The sequence below is a fragment of the Streptomyces sp. ISL-87 genome, assembly GCF_018614095.1.
In the GTDB taxonomy this organism is placed as follows: Bacteria; Actinomycetota; Actinomycetes; order Streptomycetales; family Streptomycetaceae; genus Streptomyces.
The window spans coordinates 41,029-61,058 of the sequence record NZ_JAGGOY010000035.1; the positions used below are offsets into that span (position 1 = coordinate 41,029).

The following is a 20,030-nucleotide window of genomic DNA, read 5'->3' on the forward strand; positions in this document are numbered from 1 at the left end:
GAGGGATGCCTTGACCATGCACGACACCGAGACCACGCACGACACCGACACCACACACGGCACCGAGATCTCGTACGGCTCCGGGACCGCGTACGGCTCCGAGGCGTTCACCGCCGAGCTGACGCGTGCCGCCGCGCACGTCACCCCGGCCTTCGCCGACCTCCCGGACCGGCCGCTGACCGTCCGGGGCGCCTCGGAACTCTCCGGCACCGCGGGCGAGGAACTGGCCCGCCAGTACGACGCCCACGGCTTCGCGATCGTCGAATTCACCGACGAGCGGGTCACCGAGGACACCCACCTGCTGGCCTGCAAGGCGCTCGGCCTCGGCGAGCCCTTCGTCCCGAAGCTCTACACCCTGGGCAACCGCGTCGCCCCGCCGGTCTCCGTCATCTCGGCCAGCGTGAACGCCGGTACCGAGGCGGGGAACCACCCGTCCTTCGGCCGCTCCGTCGGCCAGGAACTGCACGTCGACGGCACGCTCCAGCCCATGGGCATGATCAAGGCCACGCTGATGTCCTGCCAGACACCGGCGGTGCAGGGCGGGGTCAACACCTTCTTCGACTCGGTCGGCGCCTACGCCGAGCTGCTGCGCACCGACCTCCCGGCGGCCCTCACCCTGGCGAACCCCCGGGTGCTGGTGCGACGCGCCAACATCAACGGCAGCGACGAGGCGAAGACCGGCCCCGTGTACGCGGTGATCGAGGACCGGCTCGTCGGCCACTACTGCCTGACCGACACTGACTCCTTCCAGACGGTCGACGACGTGTCCCCCGAGGACTTCGCGCGCGGCCTCGCGGCCCTCGCCGAGGCGGCCCGGCCGGGATCGCCGTACTGCCGCACGGTCACGCTGCGGGAGAACCAGGCCGTCATCTTCGACAACACCCGCCTCTCTCACGGGCGTACGGCCTACGAGGACTCCTCCGGCAACCGTCGCTGCCTGTTCCGCACGCTGCACGTCCGCCATCCGCAGCCAGAGTCGGCGTCATGACGGCCGCCGAGAACCTCCGGGTCCCGCCGGTCGACCACGAACTGGCCGGGCCGTTGCGGGACATCCTGAGCCGACGCCCGTCGTCCATCACGCCCGACCGCATCCTGACCGACCGGAAGCGCGTCGCCGAGGCGCGGCTGACCGACGCGGAGATCACCCGGGACGGCGCCTTCACGCTCACGACGGAGAAGCTCCTCGACGGCGACCCCTCGGGGGCGGTCTCGGTGCTGATCGCGCGGCCGACGGGCGCGACCGGGCCGGTGCCCGTCGCGTACGCCATCCACGGCGGCGGGATGTTCGCCGGGCACAACCGGAGCGCCGAGCTCAGCCGCGATCTCGACCAGGCTCAGGAACTGGGCATCGCGGTGGTGAGCATCGACTACCGGCTCGCCCCCGAGCACCCCGACCCGACCCCCGTCGACGACTGCTACGCGGGCCTGGTCTGGACGATCGAGAACGCGGACCGGTTCGGGCTCGACCCGGAGCGCGTCTTCGTCACCGGCGCCAGCGCCGGAGGCGCCCTGGCCGCCGGCGTCGCGCTGAAGGCACGGGACACCGGCGAGGTGTCGGTCATGGGACAGCTCCTGCTCTGCCCCATGACCGACGACCGGGTCGACTCCCCCTCCTCCCGCCAGATGGACGGACACGGCATCTGGGACTCGACGTCGAGCGTCACGGGCTGGACCGCCCTCCTCGGCGACCGCAGGGGCGGACCCGACGTCTCGCCCTACGCGGCCCCGGCCCGCGCCGCGTCCCTGGCCGGGCTGCCGCCCGCGTACGTGGAGGTCGGCGCCTTCGAGGCACTGCGCGACGAGACCATCTCGTACGCCGCACGCCTCAGCGCCGAGGGCGTCGACGCCGAACTGCACGTCTGGGGCGGGGCGTTCCACAGCTTCGACGAGTGGGTGCCCGACGCGACGGTCTCCCACACGGCCCGGCGCGCACGGGCCGACTGGCTGCGGCGGCTGTTCGCGGCCGCGGACCGTACGGACCACATGAACGACACGAATCACGTGACGAGTTGAACGAGTTGAACGAGTTGAACGACAGAAATGTGAGTGCGATGACTGACGCCGAGAACAACAACCGCCCCGTCCTCAAGGGCTTCTGGGAGATGACCGACGGGTCGGGCAGCAGCGTCGCCGACTCCTCCGGCAACGGCCTGACCCTCACGACGGCCGGCGAGCCGAACTGGGTGAGCGGCCCGGAGGGCACCGCGGGTGCCCTCTCCTTCAGCGACTCGCTGAGCTTCGCCAGCGAGAGCGGGGCCGTGGCCACCGACCAGAGCTTCAGCGTGGCCGCCTGGCTCCGCCTGGACAGCGCCCTCACCGGCGCCGAGCCGGCCTTCCCGAAGGACTGGTACGCCTGGACCGCCGTCGCGCAGAGCGGCTCGTACCACAGCCCCTTCTACCTCGGCGTGCGGAACATCGAGTACGGCGGTGAGGGCACCGGCGACTTCCACATGCACTGGAACTTCACCGCCTCCCCGATCGACGGCTCGGACGACGGCCCGGTCGACTGGATCCACGCGCACTCCTCTAAGGAGCTCACGTCCGCCGAGGTCGATCAGTGGGTTTTCGTCGTCGGCGTGTACGACCTCGAGGCCGGCGCCGCGCGCATCTACGTGCCGACCCAAGCCGACCGCGGCGAGGAGAAGCTCCCGGAGGGCTGGCCGAAGTGGAACGGCGACCTGAGCGTCCAGCTCGGCCACGCCTGGTTCCGTGACGAGTACGTCGACCAGTGGCCCGGCTCGGTCGGCCCGGTCCGCATCTACTCCGGCGTCCTGACCGAGGCCGACGCGACCAGCCTGTACGAGCGCGGCCAGCTCGCGGGCGAGTAGTAGCGGAGACGTACGAAGTGAGCAACGACGCAGGCCGTCGCCTGGCGCTTTCGCGCGGGGCGACGGCCTCCGGCCGTGAGGGGCCGCTGTCCTGGCAGCAGGAGGGCCGGCTGCGCCGGGCCGTCCTGCGCGGCGGCGAACGGCCGCTGAACCTCGTCATGGCCCTGCCGCTGGGCGAGGACCTGACCGACGAGGAGATCCGCCGCCGTCTTGAGCTGATCACGGCACGGCAGGACGCCATGCGGATCGTCGACCTGTCGCTCGACGAGGGACGGCTCTTCTACGCGGACGAGATCGAACTGCCGCTGACGTCGGCCGACCTGGCCTCGCCCGACGAGCTGAACGCCTTCGTCCGCCAGGGCGAGCGCACGCCCTTCGACGGCTCGGGCGTACCGCTGTGGAACGCCACGCTGGTCACCCTCCCGGACGGCTCGGACGGCCCGGCCAGGTACCTGGTGGTCGGCATGGACCACCTGATCACCGACGGCCTGAGCCAGCAGGCGGTCACCGATCTCCTGCTCGCGCCGATGCCCGGCGCCGAGGTGCCGTCCGGCTCGCACCACGACTGGGTGCGCTGGCAGCGCGAGACCTTCCCGGACCCCGCCGAGGGGATCGGGCCGTCCCACGAGTTCTGGGCCGCCCGGCTGAAGGACACCACGCCCGACCAGGCCCTCAAGGTGCCCTTCTGCATCGCCCCGGACGGGGAGCCGAGCGGCAGGGTGTGGAGCCTGCGGCGGCCGGCGCCGGTCCCGGCGTCCCGGCTGAAGCGGGCGGCGGCCAAGCTCCGTACGACACCCTTCGTGCTCGTCCTCGGCGCGGTGGCCTCCACGGCCGTCGCGATGGGCGCCGAGCCGGACGTCACCTTCCGGGTCAACATGACCGGTCGCCCGATGGCGCACCTGGACACGCTGGGCTGCTTCTCCGACAACATGCCGGTGCGGCTGAGCGGCCAGGACCTGAGCGACCCGCTGACCGCCGTGCGGCACGCGCGGGAGACCTGGATGAGTCTGGTGCCCCACCAGACGACCCCGTGGGACTACCTCCTCGAAGCCTTCGGCGGGCCGGGCGACGACACGCTCACCCGGCGTCCGGCGCAGTGGCTGGTGAACTACATGCCGTGGGAGCAGCCGTCCCACGGGCTGCCGCCCGTGGAGACCTCCGGCGAGTACAAGTCGTTCATGGGGACGTTCCAGGTCGTCGCCATGATGTACGACGACGACACGTGCCGTCTGGAGTGCGAGTTCGATCCCACGCGGTTCGACGTGGCCGCGGGCGAGGAGTTCCTGTCCCGGCTGTGCGCGACGCTCGCGGACCTCTGCGAGCAGCTGACCGGCTGAGCAGCCGGGCAACGAGAGGGGGCTCCCCGCCGTCATGGCGGGGAGCCCCCTCTCCTTCTGTTCTCCGGATCAGCGCGGCATCGCCTGGAACCACAGCGCTCGCTCGCGGGGGTCGGTCCCGGCGCGCTGCCGCGTCGGCACCTCGTCCCCCTGGAACGCCGAGTAGTGGTCCGGGCGGTTGGTCAGCACGCCCTCGCCTCCGGTGATGTTGGGCAGGGTGGCGGCGAGTTCCGAGATGCGTGCCGAAGGGATGAAGCCGACCAGGCGGGTGTAGCCGAGGGAGTCCGTGACGGACTCCGTGGTCGCGCCGAGCCGCCCGAGCGTCTTCATGAGCATCCGCAGCGTCGGCTCGGGCGTCTCCAGCTCGAACCGCTCGATCGGCTGGCAGACCTGCGTCCTCGCCTTCTCGAGGCAGGCCATGACGACGACGGGCGCCAGGTTGCGGAAGTCGGCGCCGACCGTGGACATCGCCTTGTTGAAGCTCTGGTGCGCGTGGCTCTGGCGCGGGCAGTAGCCGGAGGCCGTCATGGTCACCTTGCAGTCCGTGACGGGCCAGCCGTGCAGGCCCTGTTCGAGGGCCCACCGCACGCCCTCCTCGCAGGCGCTGATGAAGGCCGCGGGCAGGTTTCCCCGCTCGATGCCCGGGTGGAAGGTGATCCCGCTGCCGGTCTCGCCGGCCTCCAGCCGCAGGCCGAGCGTGGCGAGGTAGGGGTTCCCGTCCTTGTCCATTTCCTCGACGGCGGTCGCCGAGCCGAGCACGCGCTCGATGCAGATCACCGAGGTGTCGCGGAAGACTGTGCGGACGCCGAAACGCTCCTCCAGGACGGTGACGACGACCTCCTTCTGCACCTCGCCGTGGATGCGGATGCGCGCGCTGCCGTCGAGCTCGTCGAGCCTCGGCTCGATGAGCGGGTCCTCGTCGCCGAGGACGCTGAGCGCGGTGAACAGCGCGCCGCGCTGGGTGGGGTCGACGGGCTCCAGCGCCGCGACCATCGTCGCCGGGGGGAACTTCGGGGGGAGCCTCGGCGGTGGGGTGCCGATGACGTGTCCGATGCGGGCGGTCGACAGACCGCGTACCGCGACGATGTCGCCGCTGAACGCCCGCCGCGCGACGGCGAGTCCGCCCGGACCGGGGATACAGAGCTCGGTGACGCGCTCGGCCTTGGTCGCCGACACCGGGATCGTGTCGCGGATCGCCAGCTCGCCGCCCCACAGGCGCATCCAGACCCGCCTGCCGCGCGCGTCGTGGTCGACGGAGAAGACGGTGGCCGACCGGGCGGTGCCGGGCCTGCCCGTGGACTCGTCGGCGTACCCCTCCTCGGGATCCTCCTCGGCCCCTTCCGCCGTCCCCGCCACGGCCCCCTCCGCGAACCCGCTCACGTGCTCCTCCGAGGGCTTCAGGAGCGAGGTGATCGCATCCTGGAGGTCCTCGATCCCCGCGCCGGTGAAGGCCGAGCCGCAGAGCACCGGGAACAGCGTCCCGGCCGGGACCGCGCGCCGCATCGCCGCGCGGATCTGCTCCGGTGCGATCTCCTCGCCCTCCAGCCACGCCTCCATCACCGTGTCGTCCACGTCGGCGACCGTCTCCACCAGGGACGCGTCGTCGAGGGGCAGCGCCTCGGCGCGTGCCTCCGCACGGCCCTGGCCGGTCGCCCGGCTCAGCGGCAGGGCGGCAGGGGAGAGGCGGCGGCGGATCTGCTCGACGACCCGGTCCGCGTCGGCGCCACCACGGTCGATCTTGTTGATGAACAGCACGGTGGGCACGTTCATGCGGCGCAGCGCCCGCCAGAGGATGACGGTCTGCGGCTGCACGCCCTCGACGGAGGACAGCACGAGCACCGCCGCGTCCAGCACGTGCAGGGACCGCTCCACCTCGGCGATGAAGTCCGGGTGCCCCGGCGTGTCCAGGATGTTGACGGGCACGTCACCGATCTGGAGCGAGGTCACCGCGGCACGGATGGTGATGCCCCGGCGGCGTTCCAGATCCATGGAGTCGGTACGGGTGGTGCCGTCGTCCACGCTGCCGATGTGGTCGACCACTCCCGCCTCGAACAGGAGACGTTCGGTGAGACTTGTCTTCCCGGCGTCGACGTGCGCCAGGATTCCAAGATTGATCGGGGGCATAAAGCTCCATCGATGGGTGCGAACTGGCAGTCACATGTGTTCAGCACAAGGGTAGTTGTTCGCTGAAGGGCTTCCGGCTTCAGTAGTGTGTGGGTGGTTCCGGATTCTCTCTTCTTCCTCTTCCCGTGTCCGCCGGAACCGCCATCGATCTCCCGCGACTCCCACGAGGATGGTTCCGTGCCCCAACCGCTGCAGCACCCCGCCGAATTCAGCAAGGTAATCGGCATAGACGCGGGGGGAACGAAGACGGACGTGGCTCTCGTCGACGCGCGGGGGACCGTCCTGGCGACCGCCCGTGGCGCCGGCATGCGGGAGGACGAGCCGAGGTCCGTGTGGCTCGATCGCCTGGAGGACCTCGTCGCCCGGGTCGGCGGCACTGACGAGCGTACCGTCGTCAGTGCCTGTATGGCGCATCTTGATCTCCCCGAGGAGGAGGACGAGTTCGCCGCCCTGTTGCGGACGAAGCCCTGGGCGGGCGACGTGCTGGTGCGGAACGACACCCTGGCGGTGCTGCGCGCCGGCGTGCCGGGCGAGGGGGTCGCGGTGGTCTGCGGCACCGGCATCAACTGCGCCGGTGTCGGGGCGGACGGACGGCAGGCCCGGTTCCTCGCGTTCGGGGACCGGTCCGGTGACTGGGGCGGCGGCAACGACCTGGGCATGGCCGCCCTGTGGCACGCGATGCGGGCCGAGGACGGCAGGGGCGAGCCGACGGAGCTGGTCCGGGCCCTGCTCGACCATCTCGGCCTCGGCTCGATGCGGGAGGTGGCCCTCCGGCTGCGCGACGACCGGCTCACCTCCCTGGACGTGCGCCACTGCACGCCCGTCCTGCTCGACGTCGCCGCGAAGGGCGATCCGGTGGCGACGGAACTCGTCCGCAGGCAGGGCGAGGAGATCTGCTCCATGACCCGGGTGGCCATGGAGCGACTCGGCGTCACGGAGCGGGGGACGACGGTGGTCCTCGGCGGGAGCGTGCTGGCCGCGCGCAACCCCGTCCTGCTGTCGGCGATCGAGGAGGGCGTCGCGGCGTTCTCGCCCTCCTCGACGGTCGTCGTGACCGACACCGACCCCCTGGCGGGCGCCGTCCTGCTCGGACTCGACCGGCTGGGTGCCGGTCCCGAGCCGGAGCAGGCGGTACGGCGGGCCGTCGCCCGGGGCGCGGTGCCACGCCACTGATCGGGCCATCACGCCGCTGATCGGGCCCTCACGCCCCCGAGCGCGTCACCCGCTTCGCCTCCGTGACCACACCCGACCGGTACGGCTCCGGCAGCCGCTGGAGGGACTCCTCCAGCCACACGGTCGCGAATTCCTCCGTGCGGAAGGGCGTCGAAAGCCCGGTCAGCGGGAGGACGGTGACGTTCTCGGGGGCGTCGAAGCCCGTGGTGTACCCGTCGTCCAGCGGCTTGCCGGCCCGGTCGAGCGGGACGCCGAAGCGGGCCGACCGCTCGCCCTTGACCGTGCCCACGGCCACGCCGAGCGTCGCGGCGCCACCGGCGGCGGCCAGCGCGTCCAGGTACTCCGGCCATGCCGAGTTGGCGCGCGTGTCACCGATGAACCGGCACAACTCCACCTCCCGGCGCGGCCACTTGGCGAGGAAGCGTTCGTAGTTCCGCTCCTCTGTCCGCTGGTTGGCCAGTGCGTCCCGGGTGTGCGGCAGGTGGAGCGCGTACACCTGGGGGGACAGGGTGATGGGCAGACCGCTGGCGCAGACCCGGAAGCCCCACTCCAGGTCGTCCACGCCCCAGCCGCGGAAGGTCTCGTCGAAGTACAGGTTCCGGGCGACGACGGCCGCCCTCGGGACGGCGATGAGACCGGTCCAGGCGAAGGCCCACGGGATGTTGTGGGGGACCTGGAAGCGCGGGTCGGCCGGCCAGCCGGGCGCCGAGGCGAGCTCTTCGAGGGCGGCGAGATGGTCGCCGTACGACCGCAGTTCGACAGTCTCGACCTGGCCGTCCTCGTTGTTCGCGTAGCCGACGACCTGCCCGATCACGCAGATCTGCTGCCCGAAGGCGAAGTGCCGGTCGTACAGGTCGCGCAGCGCCGACGGCGGGAGCAGGGTGTCGGCGTCCATCTGGACGACGACCTCTCCGGTCGCGCTGCGCATGGCGAGGTTGCGCGCCAGCGGAATATGGAATTCCCGCGACGAGTTCACCGTGATGATGTCCAGACGGCCGTCGAACTCGGCGCACAGTTCCGTGAGATCGGTGGTGTATTCCATTGCGCCGATGACGACCTCGAACTCGGAGGAGTCCATCGTCTGGTGTGCCAGAGCTTCGAGCGCGATACGGAGATTGTCCAGTCGCGCCTTATAGGGTATGCATACGCTGAGTTTCATCAATTCTCTCTCGCCTAGGCGCTGTTGTGTGTGAAGCGGTGAGTAGAATCAGTTGTCCAAAGCCGATGACCGAATCCGGAGTAAATGATGAGTGCCCCGAGCATGGATCTCAGTCGCTATCGAACGGTCGTGGTGTCGCCGCATTTCGACGATGCCGCCCTGTCGCTGGGCGGGGTTCTTCAGGCCGCGCCCGGACCGGTCGCCGTCGTGACGGTGCACGGTGGTCGGCCGCCCGCCGGGGTGGAGGTGTCGGAGTGGGACTACGACTGCGGATTCCCGACGGCCGAGGACGCCTACGACACGCGGGTACGGGAGGACGCCCTCGCCTGTGAGGCGCTCGGCGCCGACCAGATCCTCCTGGCGAACCCGGACGGCCCCTACCGGGAGAAGACCGAGCCGCTCGTCGGCCTGGACGAGCTGGTCCGCCAGGTCGCCGCGACGGCCGACCTCTACCTGCCCGCGGGGATCAACCAGCCGGACCACGCCCGCGTCCGTGACCAGGCGATAGCCGCGCTCGGGACGGACGGCGGCATCCGCCCGTACTTCTACGCCGACCTGCCGTACACCGCTGCCCTGCCCGGTTACGCCGACGAGGGAGGCGCGTACCTCACCTCGCCGGAGGCGTGGCCGTCCGAGGTGACGGAGCTCGGGCAGCGGTACGGGCACGGGCTCGACCTCCCGCGCGGCGTCCCGGTCACCGGGAAGCTGTGGGAGGCCAAGCGTCGTGCCGTGCTGTGTCACGCCTCGCAGCTGTCGCTGGTGGCGTGCATGGACGAGGTGGCCGTTCCCCGGCCCCTGCTCGGGGTCGACGGCCTCCTCGCCCTGGAGGTCGTCTGGCGTCCCTCGGCGGGCTGACCTCCAGGAGGCATCAGGCAGCGGCGCCCGGGTCGAGGGGCGAGGAGAGCGCGAACCCCTTCCGGCCGTCGAGCCCGAGGGGAGCCTCGCCCTGCACCGTCACCCGGATGCCGCTGCGGTGCTGCGTGCCGTAGTCCAGGACGGCGTAGTGCATGGTCGCCTGGTTGTCCCAGATGGCCACGTCGCCGGCCTGCCACTTCCAGCGGACGGTGAACTCCGGCTGGGTGGCGTAGTCCTCCAGGACGCCGATGACGTCGCGGCCCGCACGCGGGCGGTGACCGGCGACGGACCGCGCGAAACCGCCGAGCAGCAGGCTCGGCTCGCCCGTCTCGGGGTGGACCCGCACGGCCGGGTGGTTCGCCTCGATGGTGTGGCTGATGTACTCGGCGCGGGCCCTCGGGTTGTGCGCGTACGTGGCCTCGGTGTAGTCCGAGTTGTTGGAGTGCACCACGCGCATGTCGTTCGCCAGCGCCTTGAGCTCCGGCGGCAGCGCCTCGTAGGCGGCGGCCGTGTTGGCCCAGATCGTGTCGCCGCCGACCGGCGGGCAGACGATGTTGTGCAGGAACGCGAACGCCGGCGGCGCCTCGATGAAGGTGAGGTCGGTGTGCCAGTAGTTCGCCCGGGTGCCGTCACCCCGGGAGTCCATCACGCGCACGTGCGGCTGGTCGGCAGGCGCCTGGTAAATGGGGTGCCCGGGGGTGAGCGGGCCGAATTGACCGGCGAAGGCGCTGAGGCTCTCGTAATCGAGGCTCTGGCCCCGCATGAAGATCACCTTGTGGGCGAGCAGTGCCGAGCGCACGGTCGCCACGGTCTCTTCGGAAAGCGGCGCGGAGGCGTCCACGCCCTCCAGCTCGGCGCCGATGAATCCGGCCAGCCGTCGGACCACGATCGGCCCTACACGGGTTTCCGCTTCGGTGAACTCACTGTCCAGCAATGACACGGCTGTCGAACTCCATCGGTTGTCGGTCGGGTGAGGGGTCAGTTGCTCAGGGAATGCGCGTCGAGGCGCAGAAGAAGGGGAAAGGCCTCCGCGATCACCGGCACGGTGATGTCCGGCGTCGGACCTCCGGCGCGCGGGGCGCGGCCCCCGGAGACCCACAGGGTGCGCATGCCGACGGCGGCACCTCCGGCGATGTCGGCGCTCAGCGAGTCGCCGACCATCCACGCCCCCTCCAGCTCTGCCCCGGTGCGCTCGGCGACGAGGTGGAACACGCTGGGGTCGGGCTTGCGGGCGGTCTCCTCGTCGGTGAAGCAGTGCGCGTCGAAGAGGCCCTCGAAGCCGGTGCTCATCTTGATGCGCTGCGCGGGCTCCGAGCCGTTCGTCAGCAGCGCGATGCGCCAGCCCGCCGCGCGCAGCGCGCGCAGGCCCTCTATGGCCCCCTCGTACGGACGGCAGAGCGCCGGCAGGCGGTCGGCGAAGGCGCGGGTGAGCTCCTCGGGCGACTCCGGGAAGCCGAAGCGGTCGGCTATCGCCTTCCAGGACTCCTCGGGGGTGCCGGGCTTCTCCTGCTCGGCACGAAGGAACTCCAGTCCCTCCGGCCCGAGTCTGCGCTCCTCGGCGAGGGCGACGAAGGCGGCGTCGATGGAGCCCGCGTAGTCCACCAGTGTGTCGTCGAGATCGAATACCGCGAAGGGTGCCATGAGCGGCCTTCCTCAAACTGCCTTGACGGGCTCGGCGATGGGCTCGCCCTTGATGATCTGTCCGTTGCGGTCGGCGCGGACCCCGCGGATGGTCGGGTCGAGGACGGTGAGCGCGCAGGGCAGGGCCAGCAGGAGCGCGCTTCCGACCAGGACGTTGGACTGGCCGAACGCCTCCGACAGGGGCCCGGCGAGCGTGTAGCCGAGGGGGAGGGTCGCGAAGGAGATGAGCCAGTCGTAGGAGGAGAGCCGAGAGAGGATCGCCTCCGGGATCAGCTGTTGGACCGCAGAGTTCCAGGCGCCGTTGAGGATCGAGATGGCGAAGGCCGCGACTCCGGCGCCGATCATGATGGCCCAGACCGGCGAGGGCTGGACGAGCAGCAGCAGGCTCGGCGCGTAGAGGACCACGGCCAGGTTGCCGTAGACGATCGGGCGGCGCAGCCACAGCCTCATGACGACCACGCCGCCGATGAGGCTGCCGATCGCGCCCGCGGTGCTGATCAGGCCCCAGCCCGTCGCGCCGCCGTTCCCGCTGACGATGACGGGGCCGAGGACCGAGAAGACGCCGATCGAGAAGTTGCAGCCGGAGTGGGCCAGCAGGCTGACCCAGTACCAGCGGCGGCGGGTCATCTCCTGCCAGCCTTCCTTCAGGTCGCGGAGGAAGCGCATCGGCTCGGCTGCGCGTTCGGTGGAGACGCGCAGTCCGAGGAGCAGGAGCGCCGAGACGAAGAAGGTGGCGGCGTCGACCCCGAGCGCGATGCCGGGGCTCCCGGCGGCCACGAGGATGCCGGCGAAGGCCGGGCCGCCGATCTGGGCCGCGGACTGCGTGACGGACAGCAGCCCGTTCGCCGCCTGGACGTGGGACGGGTCGACGACCTGCGGCAGGATGCCCGTGAACGCGGGCATGTTGAGCGCCATTCCGGCGCCGAAGAGGACTTGCAGGACGACCAGCAGCCAGAGCGAGTAGTTGTCCGTCAGCAGGACGACGCACATCGCCGTCATGACGACGCCCTGGAGCGCGTCGCTCGTGATGAGCAGGAGACGCCGGGGCATGCGGTCGGCGATGACTCCGGCCGTCAGGAGGAGGATCAGGTTGGTCACGGTGCCCGCGCCGAGGACGATGCCGACGTCGACCGCGCTGCCTCCGGCGGCGAGCACCGCGAAGGGTATGGCGATCGGGGCGAGTGAATCACCGAAGAACGAGATGCTTCGGGCGAGCAACAGGATCCGGAACTGCGGCTGACGGAGAAGCTCTCCCCGACCGAACTGGACTCGTGGCTCAGTTTGATCTTGATCGGTCATGGGGGCATTCAACCATAGGGGTGAGCGAACTGTAACGGTCAATTTGACCTCGGCAAAGGCCAGTTGAAGCGGAACGAAAAAGACCGTTTGATGCTTGTTCATGAAAGTGCGCGCGCACGTCCGAGGCCGCCGTCGCCCGCGCGATGGGGCGCGGGCAACGGCGGTTCGGAACTCCTCGGAAATGTAAGGGGGTTAGCGCATCAGTTCTGCTTCTGCAGCGCTTCGGCGACGACGGTGACGTGTCCGCTGAGCGTCCGCGCGCGCAGCAGATCGCGGACGGGGATCCGGATGCCGAGGGCCTGGTTGAGTTTTCTGACCAACCGGGTGATCAGGAGGGAATCGCCTCCGGCGTCGAAGAAGTCGGTCGAGTCGGTCAGGTTCTCGTGACCGAAGAGTTCACGCCAACTGGTCTGGACGAGGGTGGCGGGGTCCGTCATGACCGGCTCGGCCGGCTGCCCGGCCTCGGCCGCACCGGTCGCGGGGGTGCCCGTGGAGGCAGCCGCCGTCGTGATGATGGGGGCGTCGGCGGCCACCTGCGGGACGTGCCGGGGCCCGGCGAACGGGTAGGCGGGCAGGTGGACGGCGCGGGCCGGGGGAGTGAGGTCGGCGAGCGCGACGGGGTATCCGCCGGCCCACAGGTCCAAGAGCCCGGTCCGCAGGGCGAGCTCGGACGTCTCCGGCTTGGGCGAGCCGAGCGCGGCCGTCCGCAGGTCCGCCGCCTCCAGGAGGGAGGCCAGGGGCCGCCCGGGGCCGATCTCGACGGCGACCGCGCCCGGGAAACGTACCGCCAGAGCCGCGAGGGCGTCCCCGAAGCGCACCTCGGACCGGGCCGCGTCGACCCACGTGACCGGGTCCGGGACCTCGCCGACCTCGGACACGCCCGCGCGGAGCCCGGAGGCGAAGACACATGTCGCGGGCAGGTTCGTGAGCCCGGACACGGCGTCCCGCAGCGCGTCCAGCGCCGGGTCGACGAGCCGGCTGTGGAAGCCCCGGGTCGTCCGCAGGACGCGCTGGAACGTCCCGGCGTCGACGCGCTCGGAGAGCAGCCGGATCTCCTCCTCCGTTCCCGCGACGACACACGCCTCGGGGCCGTTCACGGCCGCGATCTCCAGCTCCGTGCCCGCGATGAGCTCCCGAGCCTGGCTCTCGGAGCAGGCGAGCGCCAGCATCCTGCCCGGCGGGCACGCCTGCATCGCCTTGCCGCGCTCGACCACGAAGGCGACGGCCGCGCCGACGTCGAGCACCCCGGCCGCCGTGGCTGCGGCCAGTTCGCCGAGGCTGTGCCCGAGGACGGCGGACGGCTTCACGCCGAGCTCGCGCAGCGCGGACACGGCCGCGACCTGGAGGCAGAAGACAGCGGGCTGGGCGAGGTCGGTCTGGTCGAGCTGGTCCGCCGGGAACTCGCTGTCGTTGAGGGCCCGGCTCACGCGGTCCCGCAGGGGGAGCGGCAGGGCCTGGAGCACCGAGTCGAGCGCGGCGGAGAACCCCGGCAGCACCTGCTGGTAGGCCTTCGCCATGCCGGGGCGCTGCGCCCCCTGGCCGGGGAAGGCGAAGATCAGCGGCGGGGTCGTCGTCGGCTGCGGGGCCTCGTCCGGCCGCCGGCGCAGCAGGCTCGCGGCCTCCTGGACGGTGGACGCGACGACGGCCCGCCGGTGGTTCAGCTCGGCGCGGCCCGTCACCAGGGTCCGCGCCACCTCAGCGAGCGCGGGCTTCTCGGCGTCGAGCCAGTCGGCGAGTGCCTCGGTGGTACGGGTCAGGGCGACGGCACTCGCGGCGGACACGGGCAGGACGAGGGGACCGTCCGTGCTGTCGGACCGGGGTGCCTCGGCGGTCTCGGGCGACCGGCGCGCGGCCTCCACGATGACGTGCGCGTTGGTGCCGCCGATGCCGAAGGCGCTGATCCCGGCCCGGCGGGGTTCCGCAGCGGTCCAGGGCGTCGCCTCGTCCGGGACGAAGAGCGGCGACGTCGGGTCGGCGATGAGGGGGTTGAGCTCGCGGAAACCGGCGATGGGAGGCACCGTACCGGTCTTGAGCACTGTCAGGGTGGTGACCAGGGAGGCCAGACCGGCGCATGCGTCCAGGTGCCCAACGTTCGCCTTGACCGCGCCGACCGCGATCTGCCCGGGAACGGCACCTTCCGCCGTCAGCGCCGAGCTGGCCGCGCTCCACTCCAGGGGGTCGCCGACCGAGGTGCCGGTGCCGTGCATCTGCAGGTAGCCGAGGGTGGAGGCGTCGATGTCCGCGGTGTGGATCGCCTCACGGATCGCGCGCTCCTGGCCTTCGAGCGAGGGCGCGTAGTAACCGGCCTTGCCAGAGCCGTCGTTGTTGATCGCCGTGCCGAGGATCACACCGTGCGGCTCGACCTCGTCGTCGTTGACGTCGCTCAGGAGGCGCAGGACGACACAGGCGGCTCCGGAGCCGCCGACGACGCCGTCGGCCTCGCTGTCAAACGGCCGCAAACGGCCGGTTCTGGACTGGACGCCGCCGGGCAGGTGGATGTAGCCGGCCTGCGGGTAGTTCATGCCGGTGGCGACCACGACGGCCTGCTCGCAGTCGCCGTTGATCAGCGACTGGACGGCGAGGTGGACCGCGACGAGCGAGGAGGAACAGGCCGTCTGGACGGCCATGGCCGGTCCGGTGAGACCGAGTTTGTAGGAGATTCGGCTGGCGAGGAAGTCCGGTTCGGTGCCGTGGATCAGATCGTCCATGGCACCCGGATCGGGCTGCTGTCGGGCTAGGATCCACCGCAGGTACGTGCTTCCGGTGCTGGAGGCGAACACTCCTGTCCGGAGTGCGCCGCCGTTCGGCCGCACACCGGCGTCCTCCAGGGCCTGCCACGCCACTTCGAGCGCGAGTCGGTGCTGCGGATCCATCCTCTCCGCCTCGCGCGGGCTTATGCGGAAGAAGTCGTTGTCGAACCTGTCCACTCCCTCCAGTACGCCGTGAACCGGGACGTAATCGGGGTCGTCTACGTGGTGAGCCGGAACGCCGCGCCGCAGTAGATCGTCACGGGGTATCGAGGCCAGGAACGTCTGGCCCTCGACAATCCCGTCCCACCACTGCCGGAAGTCGCTTGGGCCGGGCAAGCGAGCGGCCATGCCAACCACAGCAACATCGAGGGAGGTATCGCGCATCATGAGTGTTACTGTAACTTAAATCGGTCTATCAACGGCCTTGTTTGATGAGGCAGTTACTACCAAATCCGACATTGCTATACCGCGGGGGGCGTATCAATGACGCCGGATGACGGGGCGCAAGTCTCAACGGATACGGCAGAGTTGGTCATGGACGGCGGACTTCACGAGATGGTGGCGCGGGTGGCGGCGAGTTCGCCGCACAGTGTCGCATTGCGTGCACATGGCCGCGACGTGACTTATGCCGCGCTTGATGAGGCATCGACTCGGTGGGCAGCGGAACTCGCTTCGCGCGGCATCGGACCCGGAACGCTCGTTCCGGTGTTGTTGCCGCGCAGCGTGAGACTCGTGACGGCTTTGCTAGCGGTCCTCAAGTCCGGTGCGGCATTTGCCTTGTTGGACCCCCAATGGCCACAGCCCCGTCTTCTGTCGGTCATCCGCGACCTCGAAGCGACGGTGGTCGTCGACGACGATCCCGCGAACGGCCTGGGGCTGTCCGTGTGGACGCCGCCGGACGAGGACTTGACGGACTTCGGTCGTGAATCCGCCGGTGGAACAAGCCGGTCCACCGACTTCCTTCCGGTCGCGGTAGGCTCCGACGAGGCTTCCTGTGTCTTCTTCACGTCCGGAACGACCGGACGAGCCAAGGGTGTTGTCGTCCCGCACCGCTCGATTTCCCGGCTGTTCGTCGACGACACGTTCGCGTGCTTCGACCGCCGGACGGTCATGACCCTGGCGGCGGCGACGCCCTGGGACGCCTTCGCTCTGGAACTCTGGGGCAGCCTTCTGCGGGGCGGAACCAGCGTCATCATCGAAGAGCCGTTCCTGACGCCCGACTTGCTGCGCCGGGTCATCTCCGAAGACGGAGTGAACACGGTCTGGCTGACCAGCAGTGTTTTCAATATGATCGTCGACGAGGACCTCAGTGCCCTCGCCGGACTGTCGCAGGTGATGGTCGGCGGCGAGCGGCTCTCCGTCGACCACGTACGCAGGTTCCTCGAAGCGCATCCGGCAATTGAGCTCACCAATGGGTATGGACCAGTGGAGAGCACGATTTTCGCGAGCGCCCACCGTGTCATGCCCATGGACCATCTCCGCCCCGGCGGGATTCCCCTCGGCCTGTGCGTGCCCGCGACGCGCATCTATGTACTCGACGGCGACCGGGAATGCGGGGACGACGAAGAGGGCGAAATCTGCATCACGGGTGACGGACTGGCCATCGGCTATCTCGGCGACCCGGAACTCACGGCGGAACGCTTCGCCACGTACGTCCTCGACGGCCGCCCCACCCGCGTCTACCGCACGGGCGACCTCGGGGTCTGGCGCTCGCCGGACGGACTCCTGGAGTTCCGGGGGCGTGCCGACCGGCAGGTAAAGGTGCGCGGCAACCGGGTCGAACCGGCCGATGTCGAACAGGCCGTCCTCAACATGTCGCCCGCCGTCGTCGACTGCCGCGTCGTGGCACGCCGGACGGCGCTCGACGACGCGTACGAACTCGTGGCCTTCTGCGTGCCCCGGGAAAGGGGCGACCGCCTCACCGGGCTGCTCGGCCTGATCGAGGAGCACCTGCCCTCGTACCAGTGCCCCTCCCGCCTGCTGGTGATCGACGAGCTCCCCCTCAACGATCGGGGCAAGGTCAGCGAGGCGCGCCTGCTCGAATGGCTCGCGGACGAGCCCGAGCCGGACCCCACCCGCACGCCGGAGCCGGCGGACACCGGCGCGAAGGCGGTGGAGCCGTCGGGCGACGAGCTCAGGGACATCGTCGCCGAAACGTTCACTCAGGTGCTGGGCCGCACCGACGTCCCCGACGACCTGTCCTTCTTCGGCCTGGGCGGATCCTCGCTCGACGCCGGCCGGCTCTGCGCCAGGCTGGGACAGCGCACCGGCCAGATGATCCCGCTCTCCCAGTTCTACCGCGACCCGAGCGTGTCCGGCCTCACGGCCTGGCTCCACGAGGCGCGGGAAGCCGCGCAGGACGAGGAGAAGCACGAGCCGCAGCCGGTTACCGACCTCGAACTGAGCCAGGTGCAGCGCGCCTTCCTCCTCCGCGACGTCGTCCAGCCCGACGGACTCACCAACCACTGCCTCGTCGCCTGGACCCTCACCGGGCAGGTCGACCTCGAAGCCCTGGACCGCGCCGTCGTCGCCGTACACGAACGCCACGAGCCGCTGCGGGCCCAGTACACGCTCGAACCGCGACCGCACATGGCGGACACCGACATCGACGCGCCGCCCCTGCACGTCCTGCGCCCCGCGAACTCCTTCGAAGCCGCCATCGAGGCCCTCAAGGAGGAACTCGCCCTGCCGTTCGACCCCGAGGAAGGCGTCGTCTGGCGCACCGCCATCGTGCCGGTACTCTCCGGCGACGTCAGCGTCTTCGGCTGCAGCTTCCACCACGTGGCCTTCGACGGCTGGTCCGAAGCCGTCCTCGCGGACGACCTCAGCCGGGCCTACAACGGCGAGGTGGAAGCCCCGCCGCCGCCCGGACTCACCCAGCTCGCCCAGCTGCGCCGCACGAAGTCGGACCGGACGGACGTCGAGGGGCAACTCCGGGCACAGGCCGACACCCTGCGCGGAGTCCCCGAGATCATCTGGTCCGAAGTCCCGCCCGCTACCACCGGGTTCGGCATCGAGGCCATCAGCGAACGGCTGACTCCCGAGGAGTACGCCACCGTGTCCCGGGCGGCCCGCGAGCGGGCCACCACGCCCTTCACCGTGCTCCTGACGGCATGGGGATGGACGCTCGCCGAGACCCTCACCGTCACCGACACCGCGGTCGGCGTCCCGGTCGCGGACCGCGCCTCGGTGGGCGACGAACGGGCCATGGGCTGCCAACTCACCGTCGTCCCTATCCGGTTGAACGGCCCGTCCCTCTGCGACGGACACGACGTCTCGTTCGCCGAGGCCGTCGACTTCACCGCACGGCGGATCGAGTCCGCGCTCGCCTGCCAGGAAGCGCCCTCGGACCGGCTGGCCGAACTCGTCGGACCGGTCTCCCGGGGGCGTACACCGATCTTCCAGATGATGTTCGCGCTCCAGGACAACCGGACGGCCGACCTGCGGCTCAACGGACTCACGGTCTCCCGCCTGCGCCTGCCGTACCTCGACGTGCCCATGGAACTGCACTGCGAGATCTGGCCGACCGAGGACGGAGGCCTACTCGTCGAAGTGACTTACCACGTCACGGCGGTGACGGCCTCGGTCGCCCGCGCCCTGCTGAGCGGCTTCCTCGACCACATACGCAAGACGGAAGGCTGAGACGCCGTGACGCACGCTTCGTACGCGGCAGCCGACGCGCTGCTCGACCCCCGGACCCACGCCGACGGACGCGCGGACGGGATCTGGCGCGAGATGCGGGCCGCCCACCCGTGGGTCCGTCACGAACCCGACGGATACCCGGCGTTCTGGTCCGTGACGCGCTATGACGACGTCCGCTCCGTCTACGCCGACCCCGAGAGCTTCAGCTCCGAAGGGGGCGTCCTGCTTCGCCCGTCGGTGAACGGCGAGGACCCCGGCACCGGACTCACCCTCGCGCTGACCGACCCGCCACGCCACAACGGCCTGCGCTCCATGCTGGCCCCGCACTTCAACGAGCGCAGCGCCCGCGCCCTCGCGGACCGCCTGCGCCAGGACGTGCGCGACGTGCTGGCTCGAGCGGCGGACAGCGGGGAGTTCGACTTCGCCCGCGACGTCGCCGGACGGCTGTCGAGCCTGCTGATCGCCCGCCTGCTCGGCGTGCCGGACGCGGATCTCGACACGGTCGTGCGGTGGATCGAGGAGGCCTTCGCCGCGGCCAAGCCGATGACCAGCCACGTACCGCTGACCAGGTACGTCATCGACCTCATGGAACAGCGGGACGAGGAGCCGGCCGACGACGCGATCAGCCTCCTCCTCGACGGCGAGGTCGACGAGGAACTCCTCACCGAGACGGAAGTCCTCCTCAACTGCGAGAACCTCCTCGGCGCCTCGGAGAACGCGGGCCTGTCCATCGCCGCGGGAATGGCGGCGCTCCTCGACCACCCCGAGCAGTGGCACGACCTCCGCGAACACCCCGAGATCCAGGCGAGCGCCGTCGAGGAGATCCTCCGCTGGGGCAGCAGCGCGACGCACAGCATGAGAACGGCCACGAGCGACATGGAAAGGGACGGCCAGCGGATCCGGAAGGGCGAAAGGGTCGTTCTCTGGGTGCGTTCCGCCAATCGCGACGAGAAGGAGTTCGACCGGCCGGAGGAGTTCGACCTCCGCCGTAAACCCAATCGTCATCTCGCTCTCGGATTCGGTCCGCACGTCTGCATCGGCCAGACGATGGCGCGCCACCAAAGTCGCATTCTCCTCGACGAGTTGGTGACGTCCGTGGCCTCCTTCGAGCAGGCCGGACCCGTCACTCCACTGGCGTCGATAGCCGTCAACGGGCCGGCCCGACTTCCCATGCGGCTGAAGTTGAAGTAACTATTCCGCATTGCGGTCAGGTGCCGTCCAA

At 70.4% G+C, this 20,030-nt stretch carries 14 protein-coding genes; 8 read left to right on the forward strand and 6 right to left on the reverse strand.

Features of this window, described 5'->3' with window-relative positions:
- The first annotated feature begins 16 nt into the window (after nt 1-16).
- Genes J7I97_RS13575 through J7I97_RS13590 form a run of 4 tightly spaced genes read left to right on the forward strand, consistent with a single transcriptional unit; the run spans nt 17 to nt 4,165 of the window.
- Entirely contained in the window at nt 17-988 is a 972-nt protein-coding gene (locus tag J7I97_RS13575; protein ID WP_214934388.1) for a TauD/TfdA family dioxygenase, read from the forward strand.
- A complete protein-coding gene (locus tag J7I97_RS13580; protein ID WP_214934391.1) occupies nt 985-2,013 on the forward strand; it encodes an alpha/beta hydrolase in 1,029 nt (342 codons plus the stop codon). Before J7I97_RS13575 ends, J7I97_RS13580 begins: the two co-directional genes overlap by 4 nt.
- A gap of 38 nt (nt 2,014-2,051) precedes the next feature.
- Nucleotides 2,052-2,828 (forward strand): LamG-like jellyroll fold domain-containing protein, encoded by a 777-nt coding sequence (locus J7I97_RS13585; RefSeq protein ID WP_214934394.1) that lies wholly within the window; start codon nt 2,052-2,054, stop codon nt 2,826-2,828.
- Nucleotides 2,829-2,845: 17 nt separating this feature from the next.
- Complete coding sequence (locus J7I97_RS13590) at nt 2,846-4,165, forward strand: condensation domain-containing protein (protein WP_214934397.1); 1,320 nt, start codon at nt 2,846-2,848, stop codon at nt 4,163-4,165.
- A gap of 69 nt (nt 4,166-4,234) precedes the next feature.
- Here the strand turns inward: J7I97_RS13590 and J7I97_RS13595 are convergent, their stop codons facing one another.
- Nucleotides 4,235-6,289: a translation factor GTPase family protein gene (locus tag J7I97_RS13595; RefSeq protein ID WP_214934400.1), complete on the reverse strand. Its 2,055-nt coding sequence runs from the start codon at nt 6,287-6,289 to the stop codon at nt 4,235-4,237.
- Between the two features lie 177 nt (nt 6,290-6,466).
- On the opposite strand from J7I97_RS13595, the gene J7I97_RS13600 reads away from it, so the two are divergent.
- Nucleotides 6,467-7,462, forward strand: coding sequence for a BadF/BadG/BcrA/BcrD ATPase family protein (locus J7I97_RS13600; protein WP_308364072.1), 996 nt, complete (start codon nt 6,467-6,469; stop codon nt 7,460-7,462).
- A gap of 28 nt (nt 7,463-7,490) precedes the next feature.
- On the opposite strand, the gene J7I97_RS13605 is transcribed toward J7I97_RS13600, so the two are convergent.
- On the reverse strand, nt 7,491-8,621 hold the full coding sequence (locus J7I97_RS13605; RefSeq protein WP_214934403.1) for a glycosyltransferase family 2 protein: 1,131 nt from the start codon (nt 8,619-8,621) through the stop codon (nt 7,491-7,493).
- 102 nt (nt 8,622-8,723) lie between these two features.
- Here J7I97_RS13605 and J7I97_RS13610 point away from each other — a divergent pair, with 102 nt between their 5' ends.
- Nucleotides 8,724-9,476 (forward strand): PIG-L deacetylase family protein, encoded by a 753-nt coding sequence (locus tag J7I97_RS13610; RefSeq protein ID WP_214934405.1) that lies wholly within the window; start codon nt 8,724-8,726, stop codon nt 9,474-9,476.
- Nucleotides 9,477-9,489: 13 nt separating this feature from the next.
- On the opposite strand, the gene J7I97_RS13615 is transcribed toward J7I97_RS13610, so the two are convergent.
- The 4 genes from J7I97_RS13615 to J7I97_RS13630 all read right to left on the reverse strand — a co-directional run bounded on the left by J7I97_RS13615 (nt 9,490) and on the right by J7I97_RS13630 (nt 15,553).
- Complete coding sequence (locus J7I97_RS13615) at nt 9,490-10,416, reverse strand: TauD/TfdA family dioxygenase (protein WP_214934408.1); 927 nt, start codon at nt 10,414-10,416, stop codon at nt 9,490-9,492.
- Nucleotides 10,417-10,454: 38 nt separating this feature from the next.
- A complete protein-coding gene (locus J7I97_RS13620) occupies nt 10,455-11,117 on the reverse strand; it encodes an HAD family hydrolase (protein WP_214934411.1) in 663 nt (220 codons plus the stop codon).
- 12 nt (nt 11,118-11,129) lie between these two features.
- The gene (locus J7I97_RS13625; RefSeq protein WP_308378347.1) at nt 11,130-12,518 is read right to left on the reverse strand and encodes an MFS transporter; all 1,389 of its coding nucleotides are present in this window, start codon (nt 12,516-12,518) and stop codon (nt 11,130-11,132) included.
- A gap of 98 nt (nt 12,519-12,616) precedes the next feature.
- Nucleotides 12,617-15,553: a type I polyketide synthase gene (locus tag J7I97_RS13630; protein ID WP_251058775.1), complete on the reverse strand. Its 2,937-nt coding sequence runs from the start codon at nt 15,551-15,553 to the stop codon at nt 12,617-12,619.
- A 168-nt stretch (nt 15,554-15,721) separates the two neighbouring features.
- Here J7I97_RS13630 and J7I97_RS13635 point away from each other — a divergent pair, with 168 nt between their 5' ends.
- Together J7I97_RS13635 and J7I97_RS13640 are read left to right on the forward strand one after the other, a co-directional pair.
- Nucleotides 15,722-18,808, forward strand: coding sequence for an amino acid adenylation domain-containing protein (locus tag J7I97_RS13635; protein WP_251058785.1), 3,087 nt, complete (start codon nt 15,722-15,724; stop codon nt 18,806-18,808).
- 6 nt (nt 18,809-18,814) lie between these two features.
- Nucleotides 18,815-19,999 (forward strand): cytochrome P450, encoded by a 1,185-nt coding sequence (locus J7I97_RS13640; RefSeq protein WP_214934420.1) that lies wholly within the window; start codon nt 18,815-18,817, stop codon nt 19,997-19,999.
- Nucleotides 20,000-20,030 lie beyond the last annotated feature (31 nt).

Bases quoted from the DNA above. Each gene is read 5' to 3' on its own strand.
- J7I97_RS13575 (WP_214934388.1), top strand. From the start codon at position 17: ATGCACGACACCGAGACCACGCACGACACCGACACCACACACGGCACC.
- J7I97_RS13580 (WP_214934391.1), top strand. From the start codon at position 985: ATGACGGCCGCCGAGAACCTCCGGGTCCCGCCGGTCGACCACGAACTG.
- J7I97_RS13585 (WP_214934394.1), top strand. From the start codon at position 2,052: ATGACTGACGCCGAGAACAACAACCGCCCCGTCCTCAAGGGCTTCTGG.
- J7I97_RS13595 (WP_214934400.1), bottom strand. From the start codon at position 6,289: ATGCCCCCGATCAATCTTGGAATCCTGGCGCACGTCGACGCCGGGAAG.
- J7I97_RS13605 (WP_214934403.1), bottom strand. From the start codon at position 8,621: ATGAAACTCAGCGTATGCATACCCTATAAGGCGCGACTGGACAATCTC.
- J7I97_RS13610 (WP_214934405.1), top strand. From the start codon at position 8,724: ATGGATCTCAGTCGCTATCGAACGGTCGTGGTGTCGCCGCATTTCGAC.
- J7I97_RS13620 (WP_214934411.1), bottom strand. From the start codon at position 11,117: ATGGCACCCTTCGCGGTATTCGATCTCGACGACACACTGGTGGACTAC.
- J7I97_RS13625 (WP_308378347.1), bottom strand. From the start codon at position 12,518: ATGAACAAGCATCAAACGGTCTTTTTCGTTCCGCTTCAACTGGCCTTT.
- J7I97_RS13630 (WP_251058775.1), bottom strand. From the start codon at position 15,553: ATGATGCGCGATACCTCCCTCGATGTTGCTGTGGTTGGCATGGCCGCT.
- J7I97_RS13635 (WP_251058785.1), top strand. From the start codon at position 15,722: ATGGTGGCGCGGGTGGCGGCGAGTTCGCCGCACAGTGTCGCATTGCGT.